The organism is Nostoc sp. FACHB-888 (assembly GCF_014696655.1).
Taxonomy (GTDB): domain Bacteria; phylum Cyanobacteriota; class Cyanobacteriia; order Cyanobacteriales; family Nostocaceae; genus Nostoc.
The window spans coordinates 125916-144369 of record NZ_JACJQM010000010.1; the positions used below are offsets into that span (position 1 = coordinate 125916).

Sequence of the window (18454 nt, forward strand, 5' to 3'; positions counted from 1 at the left end):
TATATGAAAGGAAAAGTTTCGTTAGTTGTAAGTGACTTGTCTGGAGGAGGCTCAGTTCGAGCTTTTTTACTAGCTCAAGTTCTAAAAAAAATCGACTATCAAGTTGAGATTGTAGGATTTTTATTTGGTCAAGAGTTATATGCTATTCCTCCTAAAGGAATACCAGTAGTTGCTATTGATGGTAAAAACTATCCTGAGTTTTTTACTTCAGCTAAAAAACTTTGGCAAAAGCTAGATGGAGACATTATTTATGCAGTCAAACCTAAACCGACAAGTTTTGGTGTGCCTTTACTGCATAAATTAGCTAGTCGTCGTCCTTTACTTTTAGATATGGATGACTGGGAACTTAGCTGGCATGGAGGTTTTGAATGGAAGTATCGCCCTAATCTTAAGCAATTTGCTAGGGACATTTTGAAGAAAAATGGTGCATTAAGATTTCCCGATCATCCACTTTATCTCCAGTGGATGGAAAGTTTAGTATCTCGTGCCAATGGGATTACGATAGATACTGAGTTTCTTCAAAACCGCTTTGGGGGTGTTTATTTGCCCAATGGCAAAGATACTGCCATGTTTGATCCTGATAAATATAACCCAGAGATCAGCAGAGAGCGTTATGGTTTGGCAAAGTATCGAGTTCTCATGTTTCCTGGTGCGCCAAGACCTCACAAGGGAGTTGAGGATGTTTTAATAGCCTTAGATGAGTTGAATCAGCAAGATTTGAAATTAGTAATTGTAGGAGGCAGTCCTTACGATGATTATGATCAGCAGCTGATTCAAAAATGGGGACGTTGGATTATTAAGTTACCAAAGTGTCCTGTTGAGGTTATGCCTGAGGTTGTGGCAGCTGCTCACGTTGTAGTTGTTCCCCAGAGAGATAGCATAATTGCTCGTGCCCAATTCCCTTTAAAGCTAACAGATGGGATGGCAATGGCTAAACCTGTTTTATCCACACGAGTAGGAGATATTCCCGAAATTTTAGCAGAAACTGGTTATTTAGTTGATCCTAATTGTCCCCAACAAATTGCTGCACAGATTCAACTGATATTTGCCGATATAGAACAAGCAAAGGAGCAAGGTAGAAAGGCTAGAGAAAGATGTTTAGAAAAGTACAGCTTAGAAGCGATGGGAGCTACCTTATCTGAGTTAATTTCCCGCTTGTAAGGATGGTGCATGATTATAAATCTATGATTAACCTAGTACCGCAAGACGGAAGTCAAAAGTCAAAAGTATTACAGAATAAGCTCTTTAGGTATTTTTAATGGTCTGCTTATTTACGCCGTACTGTACTAGATTTAACTTCATCAAAAATCTTGTAACAGGCTTAGTATATCTATATACAATAATAGCTCTAACCTGAGAAGCTTTATGTATAGTACTTTTTATAGCCGCTATAAAACTATAAATTTATAATATAAACCCCCAATGTCTAACAGGAAATTACTAGTAAAATTTGCTAAACCTTATCCATTTAGGATCTTTTTGACGATCTTGTTTGGATTTTCTGGCGCTTTATTTAACGGTGTGGGTACGACACTTATTGTGCCAGTAATTCTTCAGATAGTAGGTCAACCTGTAGATTTAACAGGCGCTCCGCCAATTATTAAATCCATTATCTCTCCCTTTGAGCAGGTTCCTGAAAGTTACCGCCTAACGGTGATGGCTGGCTCAATTGTATTTGTAATTATTTTAAAAAATTTAGCTAGCTATATCGGGACTTTGGTGTCGAGTTCATTAACACGGACGTTGACATCAGATATGCGAGAAGCAGGCTTGAAGCTATTACTAGATATTGACATAGATTATTACAGCAAAATGAAAGTTGGTGATCTCATCAACAGTCTTGGAGGAGAAATTAGTCGTGCTGCTAGTGCCATAGGCAGTGTTATAAGGTTAATCATACTGGCAATTACGATTTTAGTTTTTGTGGCTTTGTTGCTGTCAATTTCCTGGCAGTTGACCATTGCCACTACAGTGTTGCTAAGTTTGGTGACGTTAATCAATCAGTACGCGATTTACCGCTCAAGGGATTTTGGTGCCCAGCTTTCGGAGCTGTCCAAAGCTTATTCGATTTCTGTATTAGAAATGCTAAATGGTATTCGTTTAGTAAAGGCAACTGGAAATGAAGACAGAGAATATAAACGGATTAAAAAGCTAATTCGTGATCGAGAAAAAGCAGATTTTCAATCTCAAGTTAATTCTGAGGCGATTGCACCAATTAGCGAGGTTACAGGCATTATAGCTTTAATCGTGATTGTCTTTTTGGGTCGCACTTTATTTGCTGAACAGCTTAGTTTAGTATCAGCCGTTTTGATTACATATTTATTGTTACTATTGCGACTACTACCGTTTATTTCTCAGTTAAATAGTCTTCGGAGTAGTTTTGCTAATACTGCTTCTAGTGTTGATATTGTCACTGATTTTTTACGTCATGATAATAAACCGTTCATGGGAAACGGTACAATTCCTTATGAGAAATTAAAAGAGGGAGTGCATTTTAAGGATCTCTGTTTTTCGTACCCTAATCATCAAAACATAGTACTTCGGGATGTCAATTTATATTTACCACGCGGTACTACTCTGGCTTTGGTGGGTAGTTCTGGTGCTGGTAAATCAACAATGGCAGACCTCTTACCGAGATTTTATGACCTTACATCTGGCTGTATTACCCTAGACGGAATAGATTTGCGAGATTTCGATTTGAAATCGGTGCGGAAGGCGATGGGGATTGTCAGTCAAGATACGTTTCTCTTTAATGATTCGGTGCAAAACAATATTGCTTATGGACGACCAGAGGCTAGTGATGATGAAATTCTCATAGCCGCAAAGCGAGCAAACGCCTATGAGTTTATTAGCAAATTACCTCAAGGATTTGATACGCAAATTGGCGATCGCGGTGTGATGCTATCGGGTGGACAAAGGCAAAGATTAGCGATCGCTCGCGCACTACTGCAAAATCCCGAAATTCTAATTTTAGATGAAGCTACCAGTGCTTTAGATACAGTTTCTGAACGCTTAGTGCAAGCTGCACTCGATGAGCTAAGTCGCGATCGCACAACCCTAGTAATCGCTCACCGCCTTTCCACAGTCCAAAAAGCCCATCAAATCGCCGTTTTAGACCAAGGAAGTGTAGTAGAAATCGGCACCCATGAAGAACTTTTACAAAAAGGTGGTTACTACTCACGCCTCTATTCAATGCAATTTGCTGATCAGGCTGAAACTTCCACCAAAACGAATCCCAGCTTTAACCGAATTTCTCACGAACTGCGGACGAGGCTTAACTCAATGATTGGTTTCCTGGGGCTATTAGTTGACGATCTGGTAGACAATTCCGAAGAAAGGCACGAATTAATTGATGAATCATACAATTCAGCCTTAAGGGTTCTCAACGCCATTGATGTATTAGACGATGTGGTTAACCTGAAAATTAACTGGCAGTTATCGTCAGATATGGATCAAAAGACAAATGACCAGTATCAAAACTTTACTAATATCTCAGATGAGTTTCGCACACGTATCTATCCTATTCTTAGCTCTCTGCGATCGCTAGCCGATAAATTAAAATCCGAACCCCAAAAACAAAATCCATTAATTTTAGAATCTTATAACTCTGCTATTTACCTACTAGAGAAATTAAAGATTTTTGAGGATAGAGTTTAACTTTAGTTAATGTAATTAACAATTGAAAACCTATTATCCAAAACAATGATAAATTTTTCAAAAAAAAATCAATACATTTTTTACACCAGAGAATTATCACTACAACCAGATACAGCACACGAAATTCATGATGTTCTTTGTGCCAACGCAGCGGCTAACTTAGGCTACTCCTCAGTCTTAATGTATCCAGATAAGAAAAAATCTTCTGCTAATCTACTATCGTTAATTTATCTTGAAAAACCCAAAAAGCCTGATAGGGAATTTATAGAATTTTATGATGTTCAAGAAAAGCTGAAAATTGCTGCATTGCCAATGCCTTGGCCTATTGATCAAATAGGTGGTAAATTTACTAATTATAGTACAGTAGTAACCAAGTATTTTTTACCTGTTCATATCCGCCCTAATTCTAAAGTTGTCCACACACGGGATTGGAACTTTGTCAAAGCCGCAGTCAAAAATAAAATTCCTACTATTTATGAACGTCACTACTTTCAAGACCAAAAATATGAGCCAGAAATTGTCCACAGCTCCTATTTTAAAATAGCTATAACTCAGTCTGAACCCATCCGTCAAAGCCTAATAGAATATGGAATGCCACCGGAAAAGGTCATTTGGCTACATAACGGATTCAATCAATCATTTTCAATCAGACGGCCTAAAGAAGCGGAAATATGGCGTAAAGAATTACTTATAAATAGGCGTCAGCATTTAGTTGTCTATTCAGGCGCTTTGTATCCTTTTAAAGGAGTTGATCTTTTAATCGATTCTGCTAAAGAATTGCCAGAAATTCAGTTTGTCATTACAGGAGGTACAGAAGCACAAGTACAAGCATATCAACAACTAGCTAGAGATAAAAATATAGAAAACGTTGAGTTTTTAGGCTGGATACTTCCACGGGAACGATTAGTCAGCTTGTTTCAAGCAGCCGATATTTTGGTTCATCCTCACTGCGCTGGAAAATCAGCAGATTTCACAAATCCAGTTAAGTTTTTTCAGTACATGGCTGCTGGTACTCCTATAGTGGCAACTGAGATTCCACCTTTAATGGAATTCAAGGCATCACCTTTAATTGCTAGTTGGTGTACACCAGATGACCCGCATAAACTTGCCCAATGTATTTTACATACTTTAGAAACCTATCCTCGTAAAATAGATGGTTATGCAGCTAGTATAGATTTTGCCCAGCAATTTTCTTGGGAGAATAGAATTACCAAAATATTAAGCTACATAGAAGAAGCTCAACGTCCACCTATTATGGTGTAACGGTATAAAAACTAACTTAAAACTAACTACAAATAAATACGATTTATGACTATCAAAACTGTTGGCATGATTAGTAGCTATTCAGGTCTTGCTAAAACCAGAGATTGGTTATGGCAACAAACTCCACACCACTTTGGTGTTTGGGACAATATCCAAATGTTGAAAATAGCCCAAAAGCCAGACTTTATGTTGCTATATCAGTTTGATTTTCCCCAACCATCTCCCCAACCATCTTTGTTAGATATTATTCGTAAACGACAAAGAAAACCAGAAATAAATATAGAATCTCTATTATGCGGTGTGCCGAAAGAGCGAATTATTTATTTTCTCCGCGAACCGCCTCTAGATGAAATTGTAGAAATAAATAAACGGAATTATCAGGAAGCTCAAAAGTATTGTGGTCATGTTTCTGGGCCCGATGACTTTGCACCCAATCCCGATTATATGCCGGCTATTTGGTATCATGCTAAATCATTTGAAGATTTAAATGAGATGCCAGTGCCGGAAAAAATTGCCTCGTGTAGTTGGATTACTTCGGGAATTAGCCGGACAGCTAACCATCGCCAGCGTTTAGACTTTTTAAAATCATTGCAAGCCAGCGATACTAAATTCGATTTGTATGGGCGGGACTTACCTGCATGGTCGCCAACAAAAGGAGAACTTGGTCACAAATGGCATGGAATGGCACCATACTACTACAATCTGGCAATTGAAAATTATGCTAATAATAATTGGTATGTAAGTGAAAAACTTTGGGATAGTTTGCTTGCTTGGTGTCTACCAATTTACTATGGTGGCCCGGCTGCTGATAAATTATTGCCACCGGGTAGTTTTTTGCGGTTGCCGAGTTTAGATGAAAAAGGCATTGCATATATCCAAGAAGTGACAGCTACACCTGATGCTTGGTATGATGCCAAAAATGCGATCGCAGAAGCACGTCAGATAATTTTACACAAATTAAACTTGCTTAACTGGTTGTCAAATTTTGTTGATCAACACTTATAAATTATGAATGGTATTTGTACCCTTGGCAATGATTATGTTTTCGATCAACTGGTGGCTTTGCTCAACAGTATCGATGCTATCTTGGGGACGGAAACTCCTGTTTGTATCTATCCTTTTGATGATCAAACACAGCGAATTGCTGATGAAATAGCTAAACGCCCTAATGTATTTCTTTACGATAATCAAGAATCAATCAATCGCTGGGATCAATTTATGCTCTCAGCAGCACCAGAACGATTAAATCGCAGTAAATCTCGCCTTTATGGCGCTCACCGTCGTTTTTGCGCCTTTGATGGGCCATTCGATAAGTTTATCTATTTAGATGCAGACACCTTAGTAATGAACTCTCTCGCAGAGGTGTTTAAAAAGCTCGATAGTTATGATTTTGTTGTCTACGATTTTCAATTTAAAGACGTTAGTAAAATATATAATATTAATTCTCCCAAATTACTAGAAGTTTTCGAGCAAAAGCGCATTGATTCCGAAATATTTTGCTCAGGCTTCTATGGCTCAAAACGGGGCATATTTAACTCAGAACAAAGAGATTTACTGATATCCTATTTACAAAACGGTGAAGCGGAAATTTTGTATGAAGGTGCTGGTGAACAACCACTTATCAACTATATGGTAATGAGGCTTAATCTTGCTATTTATAACTTTGCTCAACAACTACCAGATAATCAAACAACTGGATGTTCTGCCACATCGAAGCACTTTGAGGAACGAGAACATCTTCTTTATGACAGAGGCAATAGGCTAACTTACCTTCATTATATTGGTATTCCTCCTAATATTAATCAAGCCCTTTGTGCTGGAGAAAATATTGAGTTTCCCTATCGAGAGTTATTTCTCTACTATCGTTATTTACACGAACCAGAAAAGCGCCCAGTCTTTAAAAATCCTCCGAAGAATTATAATGAGGCTCCCACACGAAATTTACTTACAAGAGCTTTGCGAAAGTTTAAGTTAATTAACCAAGGATAATTTATGAACAGGGGAATTTATATTGTTGCTAATGACCGCGTTATAGATAATGCGATCGCCTTACTCAATAGCATTCGTTACTATGACCCAGATGTAACTATTTATCTCATACCATTTAATGAAAATTATCATAAGGTAGCAGAGCAGCTTGCTACTTTACACAACGTCCAAGTTTTCCCAAATTTAGAACTTATTGATAAATTTACCAAACGCATCGGAGAAATTTTTGATAGAGATTTTCTCGCTTTACCTAATAAAATGCGTAAACTGGTGGTCTGGTTTGGCCCTTTAGATGAATTTATTTATATTGATACTGATATTGTCGTTTTTGAAAAAATCGTTGATAATTTAGATAAACTTTCAGAAGTCGATTTCTTCTGTTGTGATTACCATCATGCCAATGACAAGCTGCGAAATATCTTTTCCCCATTTGTAAAAGAGCAGCAAATTTTTTCTGATGCCCAACTTCAAGACGTTTTTAATAGCGGTTTTTGGGCTTCGAGAAAAGGAGTTATTACCGAACAACAAATGGATGAAGCTTTGCGAGAGTGTGCCGCACATCGTGAATATTTTGATTTTTCTGAAGGAGTTACAGACCAACCAATTTTAAATTATCTTGTGATCAAACTAATTTCCAAACGTGGAAATCTTGTTAAAATTCCTGGGGGAGGCCCTGGTAGTTGGGCAGGTTCGCAAAATTTCCAGCAGCAAGACTACGCCCTATATGACCGAGGACAACGACTAAAATATCTTCACTGGGCTGGTACGCGAATAAAGACTGGTAGCCCTTATTGGCAATTGTGGGAACACTATCGCTATCTCCATGAGGGCAAATTTGCCTTCATGTCCAAATTGACTCGCCGTTTATTTCCCTTTATTGCTGCCCGCACTTAATATTAGGAGTATCCCAATGATTGATGGCATTTACACCCTAGCGAATGATGTTGTGTATGACCAACTAGTTGCGTTACTCAACAGTATAGAAGCTAATGCTGGTAGACAAATTCCTGTTTGTGTAATTCCATATAATGAGCAGTTAGACAAGGTAAAGGCAGAGATTGTAGGTAGGAATAATGTTACCTTATTTGAGGACTCTGCTTCCATAGCTCGCTGGGAGGATTTTGGCACTCGTATCTGGAAAGCTCATCCGAGAGCGTTAAAACTGTGGAAAGAATATGGTTTACCAGACAATTATCGCATAGAAAGGCATCGAAAACTTTGCTGTTTGGATGGGCCATTTGACAAGTTTATCTTCTTTGACGGAGATACTTTGTTGATGAAATCACTCGATGATGTTTATCAAAAGTTGGATGAATATGATTGGGTAACAAATGACTTTCAATATAAATCGGATTTGAATTATATTTTTAATTGGACAGAAGATAAGCTAAGAAATATTTTTTCTATAGAAGATATCAGCAATCGCGTTTTTTGTTCTGGCTGGTTTGCTTCTAAAAAGAATGTGTTTAACGATGCTAATTTAGCCAATCTGCGAGAAAAACTAGAAGCAGGTGAAGCTGATGCACTGGCATGGGCAGATTCTGATCAAACAGTTCTGAACTATTTAGTTTTACGTAGTGGAATTTCTTACTACAATTACGCTTATCAAGGTACAGGAACTGGTTGTCATTGGGCTTCTAAATTTGATGTTGTAGATAATATCCTTTACGATCAAGGGCGTAAATTAACATACTTACACTATATGAGTATATCTTCTTCTGATTTTACAATGCTTTGTGGAGGTCAAAATGTTGATATTCCTTACCGCGATGTTTTCTTATATTATCGCTATTTAAAATCACCTGAACAACGTCCTCCAAGATTTACGCGCCCAAGCCAGCTAATGCTTCTGCAAAACTCTACTAGTAGTTTTATTCAGCAAAGAGTCAATAACATTAAGTTAAAGTATCGTAACTTAAAGGATAGAATTAATGGGCACTAATAACAAAGCAAAGCTATGCCAATTAAATCAACTTATTGATTAGCCTTTGCATAGGTGAAAGTTGTCCATTTTCTTTGTTGAGCCAAGCAGTAGTATCAAAATGCTTTCTGGAAATGTCATATATAGTTGCTCCATTTATCACATAATTTTTAACAAATATAGTAGATTTAAGTTGAAAATGTTATTTGGCTGTGAGACAGATTTTAGGTTTGTCATATTAAAGTTTTTAATAGGCTAAAACAGATGGTTTTTATAAAATTCTATCGGTAATAGAAATTAAAGTTACTCAATGTCGCAAGTCTTAAACACAACGACCGATAGTAATAGCTGATAAATTTATTTAGTTTACGTGCCAGCTTTTGAAAAATTGAATTTTGGCGGTACTCAATGGCTTCATGCTGTTGAAAATATATTAGCGTTGTATCTGGATTCGCTTGTCCCTTTTTGATTTTCTGGTGTTCTACCCAATCTTTGAAATAGACAATACCATCCATAGCATCCCATCGAACTGGTAATCCAGCCTTAGCAGCAGCTAATCCTATTGCATAACCCTCAGCATTATAAAAACCATTTAACTCACAGTAAAGTGCAATATTTTCCCAGTGCTTGATAAATTCTATTTCCCGTCCATCTTGCCTTGTCACTACAAATAACATTTCCATCACAAACTGGATATTAGTATCTTCTAAATCCAGGTTTAGCTTTTGTGCTAGCTTACTGAGAATGGTCAAATCTCTAGCTCTATTTGCCTTGTAAGCATCATTTACGGAATTAATATATGCGTGATTATGTTTGATAATACTGGTACAACTTTTTGCTGTTATGCCAGGAAGCCATTTCATCTCTGGTTGTAACTTATCTAATATTCTGATATCTGCATCGACAAATATACAAGTATTAAACAGTGATATTGCTTTGGCAATTACAAACCTTTTATCGTGATAACAACCAATACTCTGTTGTTCATGTTTAAATGCTAAAACATTAGAGTATTTTTTAAATTCTTGTGGTTTATCTGTTAGTACAATTAAGTATATTTCCGGCGAATGTTTTTCAATATCTTGAGCTAATAGTAAAGCATGAGAGCGATATCTTTCACCCAAAGCTAAAGTACAAAAACAAGCGTCTGGTTTTTCCTGTTTCATAATATTTTATTATTAAATAAAATTCGACTGACAACTAATATCAAAAATAGTCTCGAGACAGCAGAATTTACAGCCTATCCAGATTTAAATTAAATACTATATTTACATATATAATGTAGATGCTGACTACTGTAATAGTAGTTATTTTATCCGATTACTAAATCCCATCCAAGCCCTAACAGATGTAAAGACGCGATTAATTGCATCTTGACAAAGCCTTGACAAATTATCATACCCAAAATATAAATGCTCACCCCCAATGGTAAGCATTTAGGTTGATTTGTATATTAGTGAAGTGTTCTATATCTGAATACAATTCAGTTAACAAGAACTTATAGCTATTTTCAGGTATTTAGACCATGACTGAGGCGCAAAGTAGGGCAATTACTTGGAAAGCACTGTAATCATATTGTTTTAAATTATGGCATAGAATCTAAATCTAAAGATTGCATACCTTCGCGTTCTATAAAGGTCATCATACTTCCCAGCTGCAACCAAACTAGCAAACAAGTAAACAGACTAATTGGTAAACCGACTCCTAAAGCTAAGGAGTTGGGAAAGCCAAATATTGCTAAACCTGAAGACAGAAATAGACAAGTACCGCCAGTTATGCCGATAAATGGAACAAATAATTGTTTTAGTGAAGAACGCGGTTTAGTATTTTCTGTGCGCTCGCTTGGCCATTGCTGCATAATTACTTTCAACGTGCCAGCTAATGCTAAACCAGATGTTAATGCTGTTAAAAAGCCAACAAGTAACAGAAAATAAGGCGGTTGCAGAGGAAAATAATACATGAAAACTCCTGATTTATATTAAAAATTTTTACTTTTTGTTTGTTGGCTGGTTCCCAGCAAAAGGCTCAAGGAATGTAGCGTTTGGGAGGATGGCAGATGCGCCTTGTCTGGATAAGTCTGTTAAAATGCCGATCGCTACATTTAATAAACGATCTGGTTTTATGTCATCTTTAACCAGATTCCACAGGCGTTGGACATCTTCGGTGTGGAGGCGGTCATCTTCGGTGAGAGCAAGCACCAGTTGTCGTCGCAGAAACTTGCCTTCTTCCGAAATTAAAAATTGGAACCCCATCTGGGCCGTGGGCAATACATCAAAGTTGTTATCAGTCCGAGCGATCGCAATTAAATTTTCTAACCGCTGCCACTGAAATTTACCATCTTTGAATAACACATTCAATAATCGTCGCCGTAATGCAGGCGATTCCCCTGTTAACAACCGCCGTGCTATATAGGGATAACCCACTTCAATAATTTTGAAATCTGGGTTGAGGCTAAGGGCAATACCTTCTTGAGTCACCAAGGAACGAATAATCAAAGCAAACTTCGCCGGGACTCGGAAAGGATATTCATACATCAGTTCCGAGAATTCATCGGTAATAGTTTTGAAGTTAAAATCTTTGACATTTTTGCCAATAGCATTTCCTAGCACCGCTTCCAATGCTGGCACAATCGGACAAATATTCGTGTCTGGAGTCAGAAATCCTAATTTTACAAAATCCTCGGCTAAGTCGGTGTAGTCTTTATTCACCAAATGCACTAGCGCATCCACCAGCGTTTCTTTGGTGTTTTCCTCTAACTGATCCATCATGCCGAAGTCAATATAAGCCATACGACCATCGGGTACAGCAAACAAATTGCCGGGATGAGGGTCAGCATGAAAGAAGCCGTATTCTAAAAGCTGTTGCAAACCCGATGTAACGCCAATTTGGATAATAGCTTCTGGATCTAAACCTGCTTCGCGGATGCGTTTAGTATCTGTCAACTTGAAGCCGTCAATCCATTCCAGGGTTAAAACGTGGGTATTAGTGTAACGCCAGTAAATGCCTGGAATTTTTACTTCCGGGTCGTTGCGGAAGTTGCTAGCAAATTTTTCGGCGTTGCGACCTTCATTTATATAATCGATTTCTTCAAATAACTTCGTGCCAAACTCGTCCACGATTAAAGTTAGGTCGTGACCGAGATTAAGAGGTAACCAGGGAGCTACCCAACCCGCCCCCCACCGCAATAAATAGAGGTCACGGGTGAGAGTCGGGCGTAAGTTAGGGCGTTGCACCTTCACTGCGACTTCTTCGCCACTAATTAGACGACCACGATATACTTGACCCAAGCTAGCTGCTGCTACTGGGCTAGGCGACAGTTCGCTAAAACATTCGTCAATGGGACGGTCGAGTTCAGTTTCGATAATTTTGTAAGCGATCGCATTATCGAAAGGTGGTAACTGGTCTTGTAACTTGATCAGTTCTTCTAAAAAGTCTTTGCGTATCAGGTCAGGTCTGGTAGAGAGGGCTTGACCAACTTTAATAAAGGTCGGGCCGAGGCGGGTGAGCAGTTCTCGCAACTGGATAGCTCGTTTACCCTTGTTCTGCTCAACTTTATCTTGCCATTCGTCCCACTTGAGACTGAGTATAAATCCCGCAAAAGAGAAGATAATTCTCAGGAGTCGCCCCCAGGCTAGCCAGGGACGGTAACTATAGTAGCGAGCGATCGCCTCTGGATTATAGAGTTTTAGCAGAGCAGGTTGATACTGACCCACGCCTTTTTTTGCCTCTTCAACTGAAAAATTTACAATGATTGTTTTTCTCCTAACCCACAAGTTAGTTGCAAGTTCAGGATAGCGGTAGTCTTTTATCTAAAACAACTAGAACTCTTACCCTTTTGGGATACTGTTCGCGGTGATTTTAGCATTTGTTACTGCCTAAGATTTGTTTATCTTTTTCTTAATTATACTTTATAAAACTACAACTACTTATCAAGCTTTCAGAGGATTTTATCTTTTCTTAACTATTATTTATAAAAATATAAATATCTACCTGTGTCTGATTATGCAAATTTAAATAAACTGGGATCAAAAGTAACTTTATTTACTAACAGTTATATGGAGTATTAGTACTATTACTGTCTTGAATTTAATCTTCGTTACCATTCCCGCGTCGGAATAAATTTCAAGGCTAATAGCTCAAGTCTTCTCAAAAGGACTAAATACAAAATTTTTAGCCATGTAGAAGGCTATCTTATAGCGGTTCTCAGTCGAGTAGGTATAGAACCAGAACCCCACCCCCAAGCTCCTCTAAGAGTAAGCGAGGAGCTTGCTCTGATGTACCTCATTTGATTAGGAAAAACTATATAAACGGAAAATTTCAGTCCACTTGAGTAGTCAAAAATCAAAAGTCAAAAAGCTTGTGTTATCAGCTTTTCCCTGATTGTGAATGGTATCTCTATTTACGCCGTGCTGTACTAGTACTAAAATTAGTATAGTTAGGTCGAAGAATTAACCTCCGACTCATAATAGAATCATTATTTATAAATACTATAAATTTGGTAATAGGTAGTGATTTTGCCACACTTACCAATTACCAATTAGCTACTTTTAACGATCGTGCAATGCTATTTAGATTTTGCCTCCAAGTTTTCTAAACGGCTTCTTAATTCCTGATTTTGTTGTTTGAGTTGGTCGAAATCCTCACGCAATTGACGCAGGGTTTTTTCTGAACCAATGTTCTTTTGCACTTTGGAAATTTCTTCTTCAGCATAGCGACGTACACGCCCATCGGCTGTTTGTTCAGCTAGCGATCGCAAAATCCCGACTGCTTTGGGTGTTTCCATTTGTCCTAATGCTGCTGCTACCGCCACTTGCGTTAAAAAGAAGGTTTCTTTAGCTAGTTCTGTTAATTGTTCTAAAATTCGTTCCAAATTAACCGGACTTTGACCTACAGAAATCTTTCCTAAAGCGCGAATTGTGGCTAAACGTAGAGGTTGTGGTACACCGAGTTTGGTGTATTCGAGCAAGAGATTTAAAGCTGCTTCCGAGGTTTTGAATTCAGCTAAACCAGCAATTGCACCACTCCGCACTACTTCATTCCAACCTGCCTTGTCTTCTAAAACGCCTTTTAGCAGCTTTAATACCTTGTCTTCCTTGGGTTTTTCTTTCAAGTTAGTAGATGCGTACGCGAAACCCGTCGCAGACATCGCCCCGATTACACGAGAGGCTGTTGCTTCCACGTAATAACTAGGATCGCCTTTTTGCACTATCCCTCTTACAACTTTATAGCTTTCAGCAGTTTTAATTTGAGCAAGTGCTTCCACTACAGATCGTCGTACGTAAGCATTTTTATCTTTTAAGCCAAGAACTAAGCCATCAAAGGTTTGGTCTAAATTAATTTTGGCTAGCTGTTTCGCCACTTCCACACGCACGCCCCACAAGGGGTCATTTTTGAGCGCCGCAGATAGTGCAATGGTAGCTTCTAACCCGCCTTTTTTCGTCAAAGCTTCTGCTGCATAGATGCGCGAAATCGGGTCGGGGTCAGATTCTAATTGTGCTTTTAACTCTGGTATTGGATACTCTAAAGCTACTGTTTTTAGGTAATTATTCCCAACATCAAAGCTGATAAACTGGGGCTTATTTTCTAAGGGAAAGTAGAAGCTTTGTTCTCGTTCATTTACCCGCACTACAAAAGTTTTGAGTTGTGAGTTAGGGGTGATGAGTTGAGAGTTATTTTTAACTCCTAAATCCTCACTTCTCACTTCTGCTTGTTGCCTATAGCCAAAGCCAATAGGTATTTTTAAATCAAACAAATCCTTACTACCATTTTTACCTTCAGCAGCTTGGGTTTGAGTTACCGTAATTTTTGCCAAATTAGCATCACCATCCCAAGAGTAAGCTACTTTAAAATCGGGATGGCCACCACGATAAACGTATTGGTCAAAAAGGAACAAAAGATTACGTCCGGTAGCCTTTTCAATCGCCCTAAGTAAATCTATTGTTTCTACGGTTTTGTGGGCATTATCTTGAACAAATGTTTGGATAGCCTGCCAAAACAATTCATCTCCTAATTGGGCGCGAATCATGTGATAAACACAAGACCCTTTTTCGTAGATGTGGCGATCGTAAAGTTCAATGGCTTCGCGGTAGATATGCGTTACCATTGGACGACGATAGCGGCTGCTATCTTCACTAATGTAACGACGAGCTTCTAATAAACGATAGTAAGCTGCTTCTTCTAGACTATATTCCTGTTCTGTCCACATCACCTCAGAATAGGAAGCCATCCCTTCCTTAATCCAAGCATGAGACCAATGCTTAATTATCACCAAATCACCAAACCACTGGTGCGCGAGTTCGTGGACGACTAAACTTTCTGTATTGCGGTTATCTAAAGCGGCGCGTTCATCCAGCAAGCATCTATCTGTTAACAGGGTTGTGGAGGTATTTTCCATCCCACCAAAGATGAAGTCATCGACGCAAACCTGAGCGTATTTTGGGAAAGGATATGGATAACCATACTTTTGACTCAAAAATTCGATCATGCGGGGAGTTTTGCCCATGCTGCGTTTAGCATCTTCTTCCCGCCCCTTTTCTACGTAGTAGGTAACTGGTTTCCCCTTCCATTCATCCCGAATTTCGGCAAAGTCACCTACAGCCAAAGTCATTAAGTAGGTAGGATGAACTTGTTGCTGTGACCAATGGTAGATTTTGTAATCACCATCTTCTGTAGTATCAATCAGTTCGCCGTTGGAAATTGCTACTAGAGGGTTGGGAACACGAACGCGAATTTCTGAAGTAGACAGTTGTCCTGGATAGTCAAAGCAGGGGAACCAAAAGCGAGAGTCTTCGTCTTCTCCCTGAGTCCAAACTTGAGTAGGCTTGTTTGGGTAGTGCTTGTCTGGTTGAATAAAGTAAATACCGCGTTGTGGTTTTGCCACCGAGTAGGCGATCGCAATCAGCAAGCGTTTACCAATCTGGGTAGCCTCAGAAAGCTCGATGGAAAGCTGTTCCCCGTCGTAGTCAAAATTTTGTGGCACCTCGTCCACCTGCACAGACTCGATATTCAGGTTGACAGCATCCAAAGTCAAACGGTCAATGCCATTACGGATTGGTAAGAGGCGAATGCTACAACTGCCCTGATAGCAAAGCTTTGGAATATCTAAGCTGAGGTCGAGAAAAATATGCTCCACTTGTCCGGGGCGATCGGGGTTGTAGTGTGGTCTTGCTCCCGGTAACTCAAAAGGTTTGTGTCCGTTATTATCTGTATCAAAATAAGACTTCGACATTGATCCTTACTGACCTTGTAATCCTGAAAAGTCTGGCTTGGCTGGATGTAATTAAGTAAAATAGCGGTGTCTAAATGTATTTCCCACAACAGGGCATTATGGAGGTGAGAACTCCTCTTTGGGATTGGGGGATTGAAATTAATCTCACCCGAATTTCCAAAGGTCGGCTGCCAATCCTTGGATTTTTTTCCATATCCCTCCCGCATCTACTTTTCTTGATGTTTTGCACTTTTTTGTCATCGAGTCAAGAATCTCTTGCACCTCGATAGATTCTGATTAAGTACAAATACTCCCAATTGTTCTTATAACTTTAGGATAGCTTGCCTCTGTTGAGCAGGCTATTTTGTTTGAAACGAACAGCATATCATTTGCGGATTCGCTCTTCATTCTCTTGAAGTCATTTTTAGAGTAATTATTTTAGACTTCTAGCTTATAGGACTACTAATTTTATCAGTAAATACCGATCAATGAGCGGAAATTATTAATAAATCCGAAAACTCTACAATGACACTTGGATAAATCTCGGTGACAATCTCAGCAAAAGAGGATAATAAAATGCCCGAAAGTAAATCAAAGTTTTTGATTCCTGCTGTTGGTGCTGCTGTAGTTGTAGCAGGAAGTATAGCGGCTTATATGTACTTTAAAAGCCCATCAGGAGCTAGCTCAGACGCTCTAGGCAGTGCGAAATTAGTGCCTTCAACAGCATTGATGGCAACTTACATTACTACTGATTCTCAAGCCTGGGCCAAGTTACAGCAGTTTGGTACTCCAGAAGCACAAAAGTTAGTAGCAAAAAGTCTGGAAAATTTCAATAAGCAAATGTTCAGTGACAGTAACGTTTCTTATGAAAAAGACATAAAGCCTTGGGCTGGTGGTGTAATGATTGCTGTACTGCCACCAAATCCTGTGAAACAGGCGCAGTTAAAAGTGCCTTCTAGGGCACCTAATGTACCAACAAATCTAGAGCAGGAATCAAATATCCTGATGGTGGTGGGAATCAAAGACAAACTTAGTGCCTTGAATTTTGCTAATAAATTGAAGTCACAAAAAGGGGTGAAATTCCAGGAATCTGACTACCAAGGTCAAAAAATTATCGAAACTACAGAAAATGGTAAGCCGACATATAGCGTAGTTTTAAATAATAGTCACTTGATATTAGCCCCCGAAAAGCAAGCTGTAGAAAAAGCAATTGACACCTTTAAGGGACAGTCTTCTTTTGCCAGTAAAGAAGGTGCAAGCAGCATTCTCAGCAAAGGAGTGGATGTCAAAAACAGCCTTGCCCAAATTTATGTACCAGACTATGCAGGCATGGTACAGCAATTAGCAGCCGGAAGTAAGCAGGCAAAGCAGTTACCTCCACAAGCCTTGACGCAACTGAAGCAGATAAAATCTGTGGTGGCTGGTGTTGGTGTTGATGATGCGGGAGTGCGGGTAAAAGCGATCGCGAATTTAGATCCGCAACTGAATAAATTCCAGTATCAATCAAGTCCTGGGAATATAGTCGGCCAATTTCCCACTGATACCTTTGCTCTGGTTAGCGGAAATGGCATCAGCCGTGGCTGGCAGACGTTAGTAGAAGAGTCAAAAAATTATCCAGAAATGAAGCAAGCTCTTGAACAGGTGCGAGGAAAACTGAAATTTGTCAATATTGACCTGGATAAGGATATTTTTGGCTGGATGAATGGAGAATTCGCTTTTGGTGCGGTTCCATCTAATCAAGGTGTGTTAGCAAATGTTGGTTTTGGAGGTGCTTTAGTATTTGATACTAGCGATCGCAAAACTGCCGAAGCCACCTTAACAAAATTGGATACCCTGGCCAAAACCCAACAAATCAACGTCGCCAACAGAAATATCGCTGGTAAAGACGTAACTGAATGGCAAATCCCCAAACAAGGAGCTTTATTGGCGCATGGTTGGCTGGATCAAGACACTGTATTTGTGGCTCTTGGTGGGCCAGTTGCTGACGCAATTAGCGATCGCAAAAATCAATCTCTCAATAATAGCGACGCTTTCAAAGCCGTTACTGGTTCTTTGCACAAGCCCAACGGTGGCTATTTTTACCTAGATATGGATAAAACTAAAACTGTGCCCTTGATCAATAGTTTTATCTCATCTGACGCTAATACCATCACGATCCTGAGTTCCATTCGTGGTCTTGCTTTTACCGCTAATAGCCCCGATAAATCTACCAGTGAATTAGAGATGTTGTTAGCTCTTAAGCCGAATACTGCAAAATAAGGAATGGGGAATTGGCAAGAGGATGCGGAGATAGTGAGACGCGCTAACGCGGGGAGGAAATTTTCTCCATCTCTGATAGATTAACTATCGAACTCTTGCTAATCTTCAATAAATAAGCTGATGCGCGCCTAAATTGTATAAATACTCTTTATGGTCGT

At 39.0% G+C, this 18454-nt stretch carries 12 protein-coding genes; 8 read left to right on the forward strand and 4 right to left on the reverse strand.

From position 1 onward, the window contains the following. Positions 1-3 precede the first annotated feature (3 nt). The 7 genes from H6G26_RS09100 (at position 4) to H6G26_RS09130 (ending at position 8851) form a co-directional block, all read left to right on the forward strand. Positions 4-1161, forward strand: a complete 1158-nt coding sequence (locus tag H6G26_RS09100; RefSeq protein WP_190728941.1) for a glycosyltransferase family 4 protein — start codon at positions 4-6, stop codon at positions 1159-1161. 261 nt (positions 1162-1422) lie between these two features. Next, on the forward strand, positions 1423-3657 hold the full coding sequence (locus H6G26_RS09105) for an ATP-binding cassette domain-containing protein (protein ID WP_190728942.1): 2235 nt from the start codon (positions 1423-1425) through the stop codon (positions 3655-3657). A gap of 45 nt (positions 3658-3702) precedes the next feature. Continuing rightward, positions 3703-4920, forward strand: coding sequence for a glycosyltransferase (locus H6G26_RS09110; protein ID WP_190728943.1), 1218 nt, complete (start codon positions 3703-3705; stop codon positions 4918-4920). Between the two features lie 45 nt (positions 4921-4965). Next, positions 4966-5925 (forward strand): glycosyltransferase family 10, encoded by a 960-nt coding sequence (locus H6G26_RS09115; protein ID WP_190728944.1) that lies wholly within the window; start codon positions 4966-4968, stop codon positions 5923-5925. A 3-nt stretch (positions 5926-5928) separates the two neighbouring features. After that, entirely contained in the window at positions 5929-6909 is a 981-nt protein-coding gene (locus tag H6G26_RS09120; protein WP_190728945.1) for an Npun_R2821/Npun_R2822 family protein, read from the forward strand. Positions 6910-6912: 3 nt separating this feature from the next. Beyond that, positions 6913-7803 carry an Npun_R2821/Npun_R2822 family protein gene (locus tag H6G26_RS09125; RefSeq protein WP_190728946.1) on the forward strand — a complete coding sequence of 297 codons (891 nt, stop codon included), beginning with the start codon at positions 6913-6915 and terminating at the stop codon, positions 7801-7803. 16 nt (positions 7804-7819) lie between these two features. Next, a complete protein-coding gene (locus tag H6G26_RS09130) occupies positions 7820-8851 on the forward strand; it encodes an Npun_R2821/Npun_R2822 family protein (RefSeq protein ID WP_190728947.1) in 1032 nt (343 codons plus the stop codon). A 260-nt stretch (positions 8852-9111) separates the two neighbouring features. On the opposite strand, the gene H6G26_RS09135 is transcribed toward H6G26_RS09130, so the two are convergent. The 4 genes from H6G26_RS09135 to H6G26_RS09150 form a co-directional block, all read right to left on the reverse strand. Continuing rightward, on the reverse strand, positions 9112-9996 hold the full coding sequence (locus H6G26_RS09135; protein WP_190728948.1) for a hypothetical protein: 885 nt from the start codon (positions 9994-9996) through the stop codon (positions 9112-9114). A 419-nt stretch (positions 9997-10415) separates the two neighbouring features. Then, a complete protein-coding gene (locus H6G26_RS09140; protein ID WP_190728949.1) occupies positions 10416-10790 on the reverse strand; it encodes a hypothetical protein in 375 nt (124 codons plus the stop codon). 28 nt (positions 10791-10818) lie between these two features. After that, on the reverse strand, positions 10819-12543 hold the full coding sequence (locus tag H6G26_RS09145; protein WP_190728950.1) for an AarF/UbiB family protein: 1725 nt from the start codon (positions 12541-12543) through the stop codon (positions 10819-10821). 851 nt (positions 12544-13394) lie between these two features. Then, the gene (locus H6G26_RS09150) at positions 13395-16058 is read right to left on the reverse strand and encodes a M1 family metallopeptidase (protein WP_190728951.1); all 2664 of its coding nucleotides are present in this window, start codon (positions 16056-16058) and stop codon (positions 13395-13397) included. Between the two features lie 555 nt (positions 16059-16613). On the opposite strand from H6G26_RS09150, the gene H6G26_RS09155 reads away from it, so the two are divergent. Continuing rightward, entirely contained in the window at positions 16614-18296 is a 1683-nt protein-coding gene (locus H6G26_RS09155) for a DUF3352 domain-containing protein (RefSeq protein WP_190728952.1), read from the forward strand. Positions 18297-18454 lie beyond the last annotated feature (158 nt).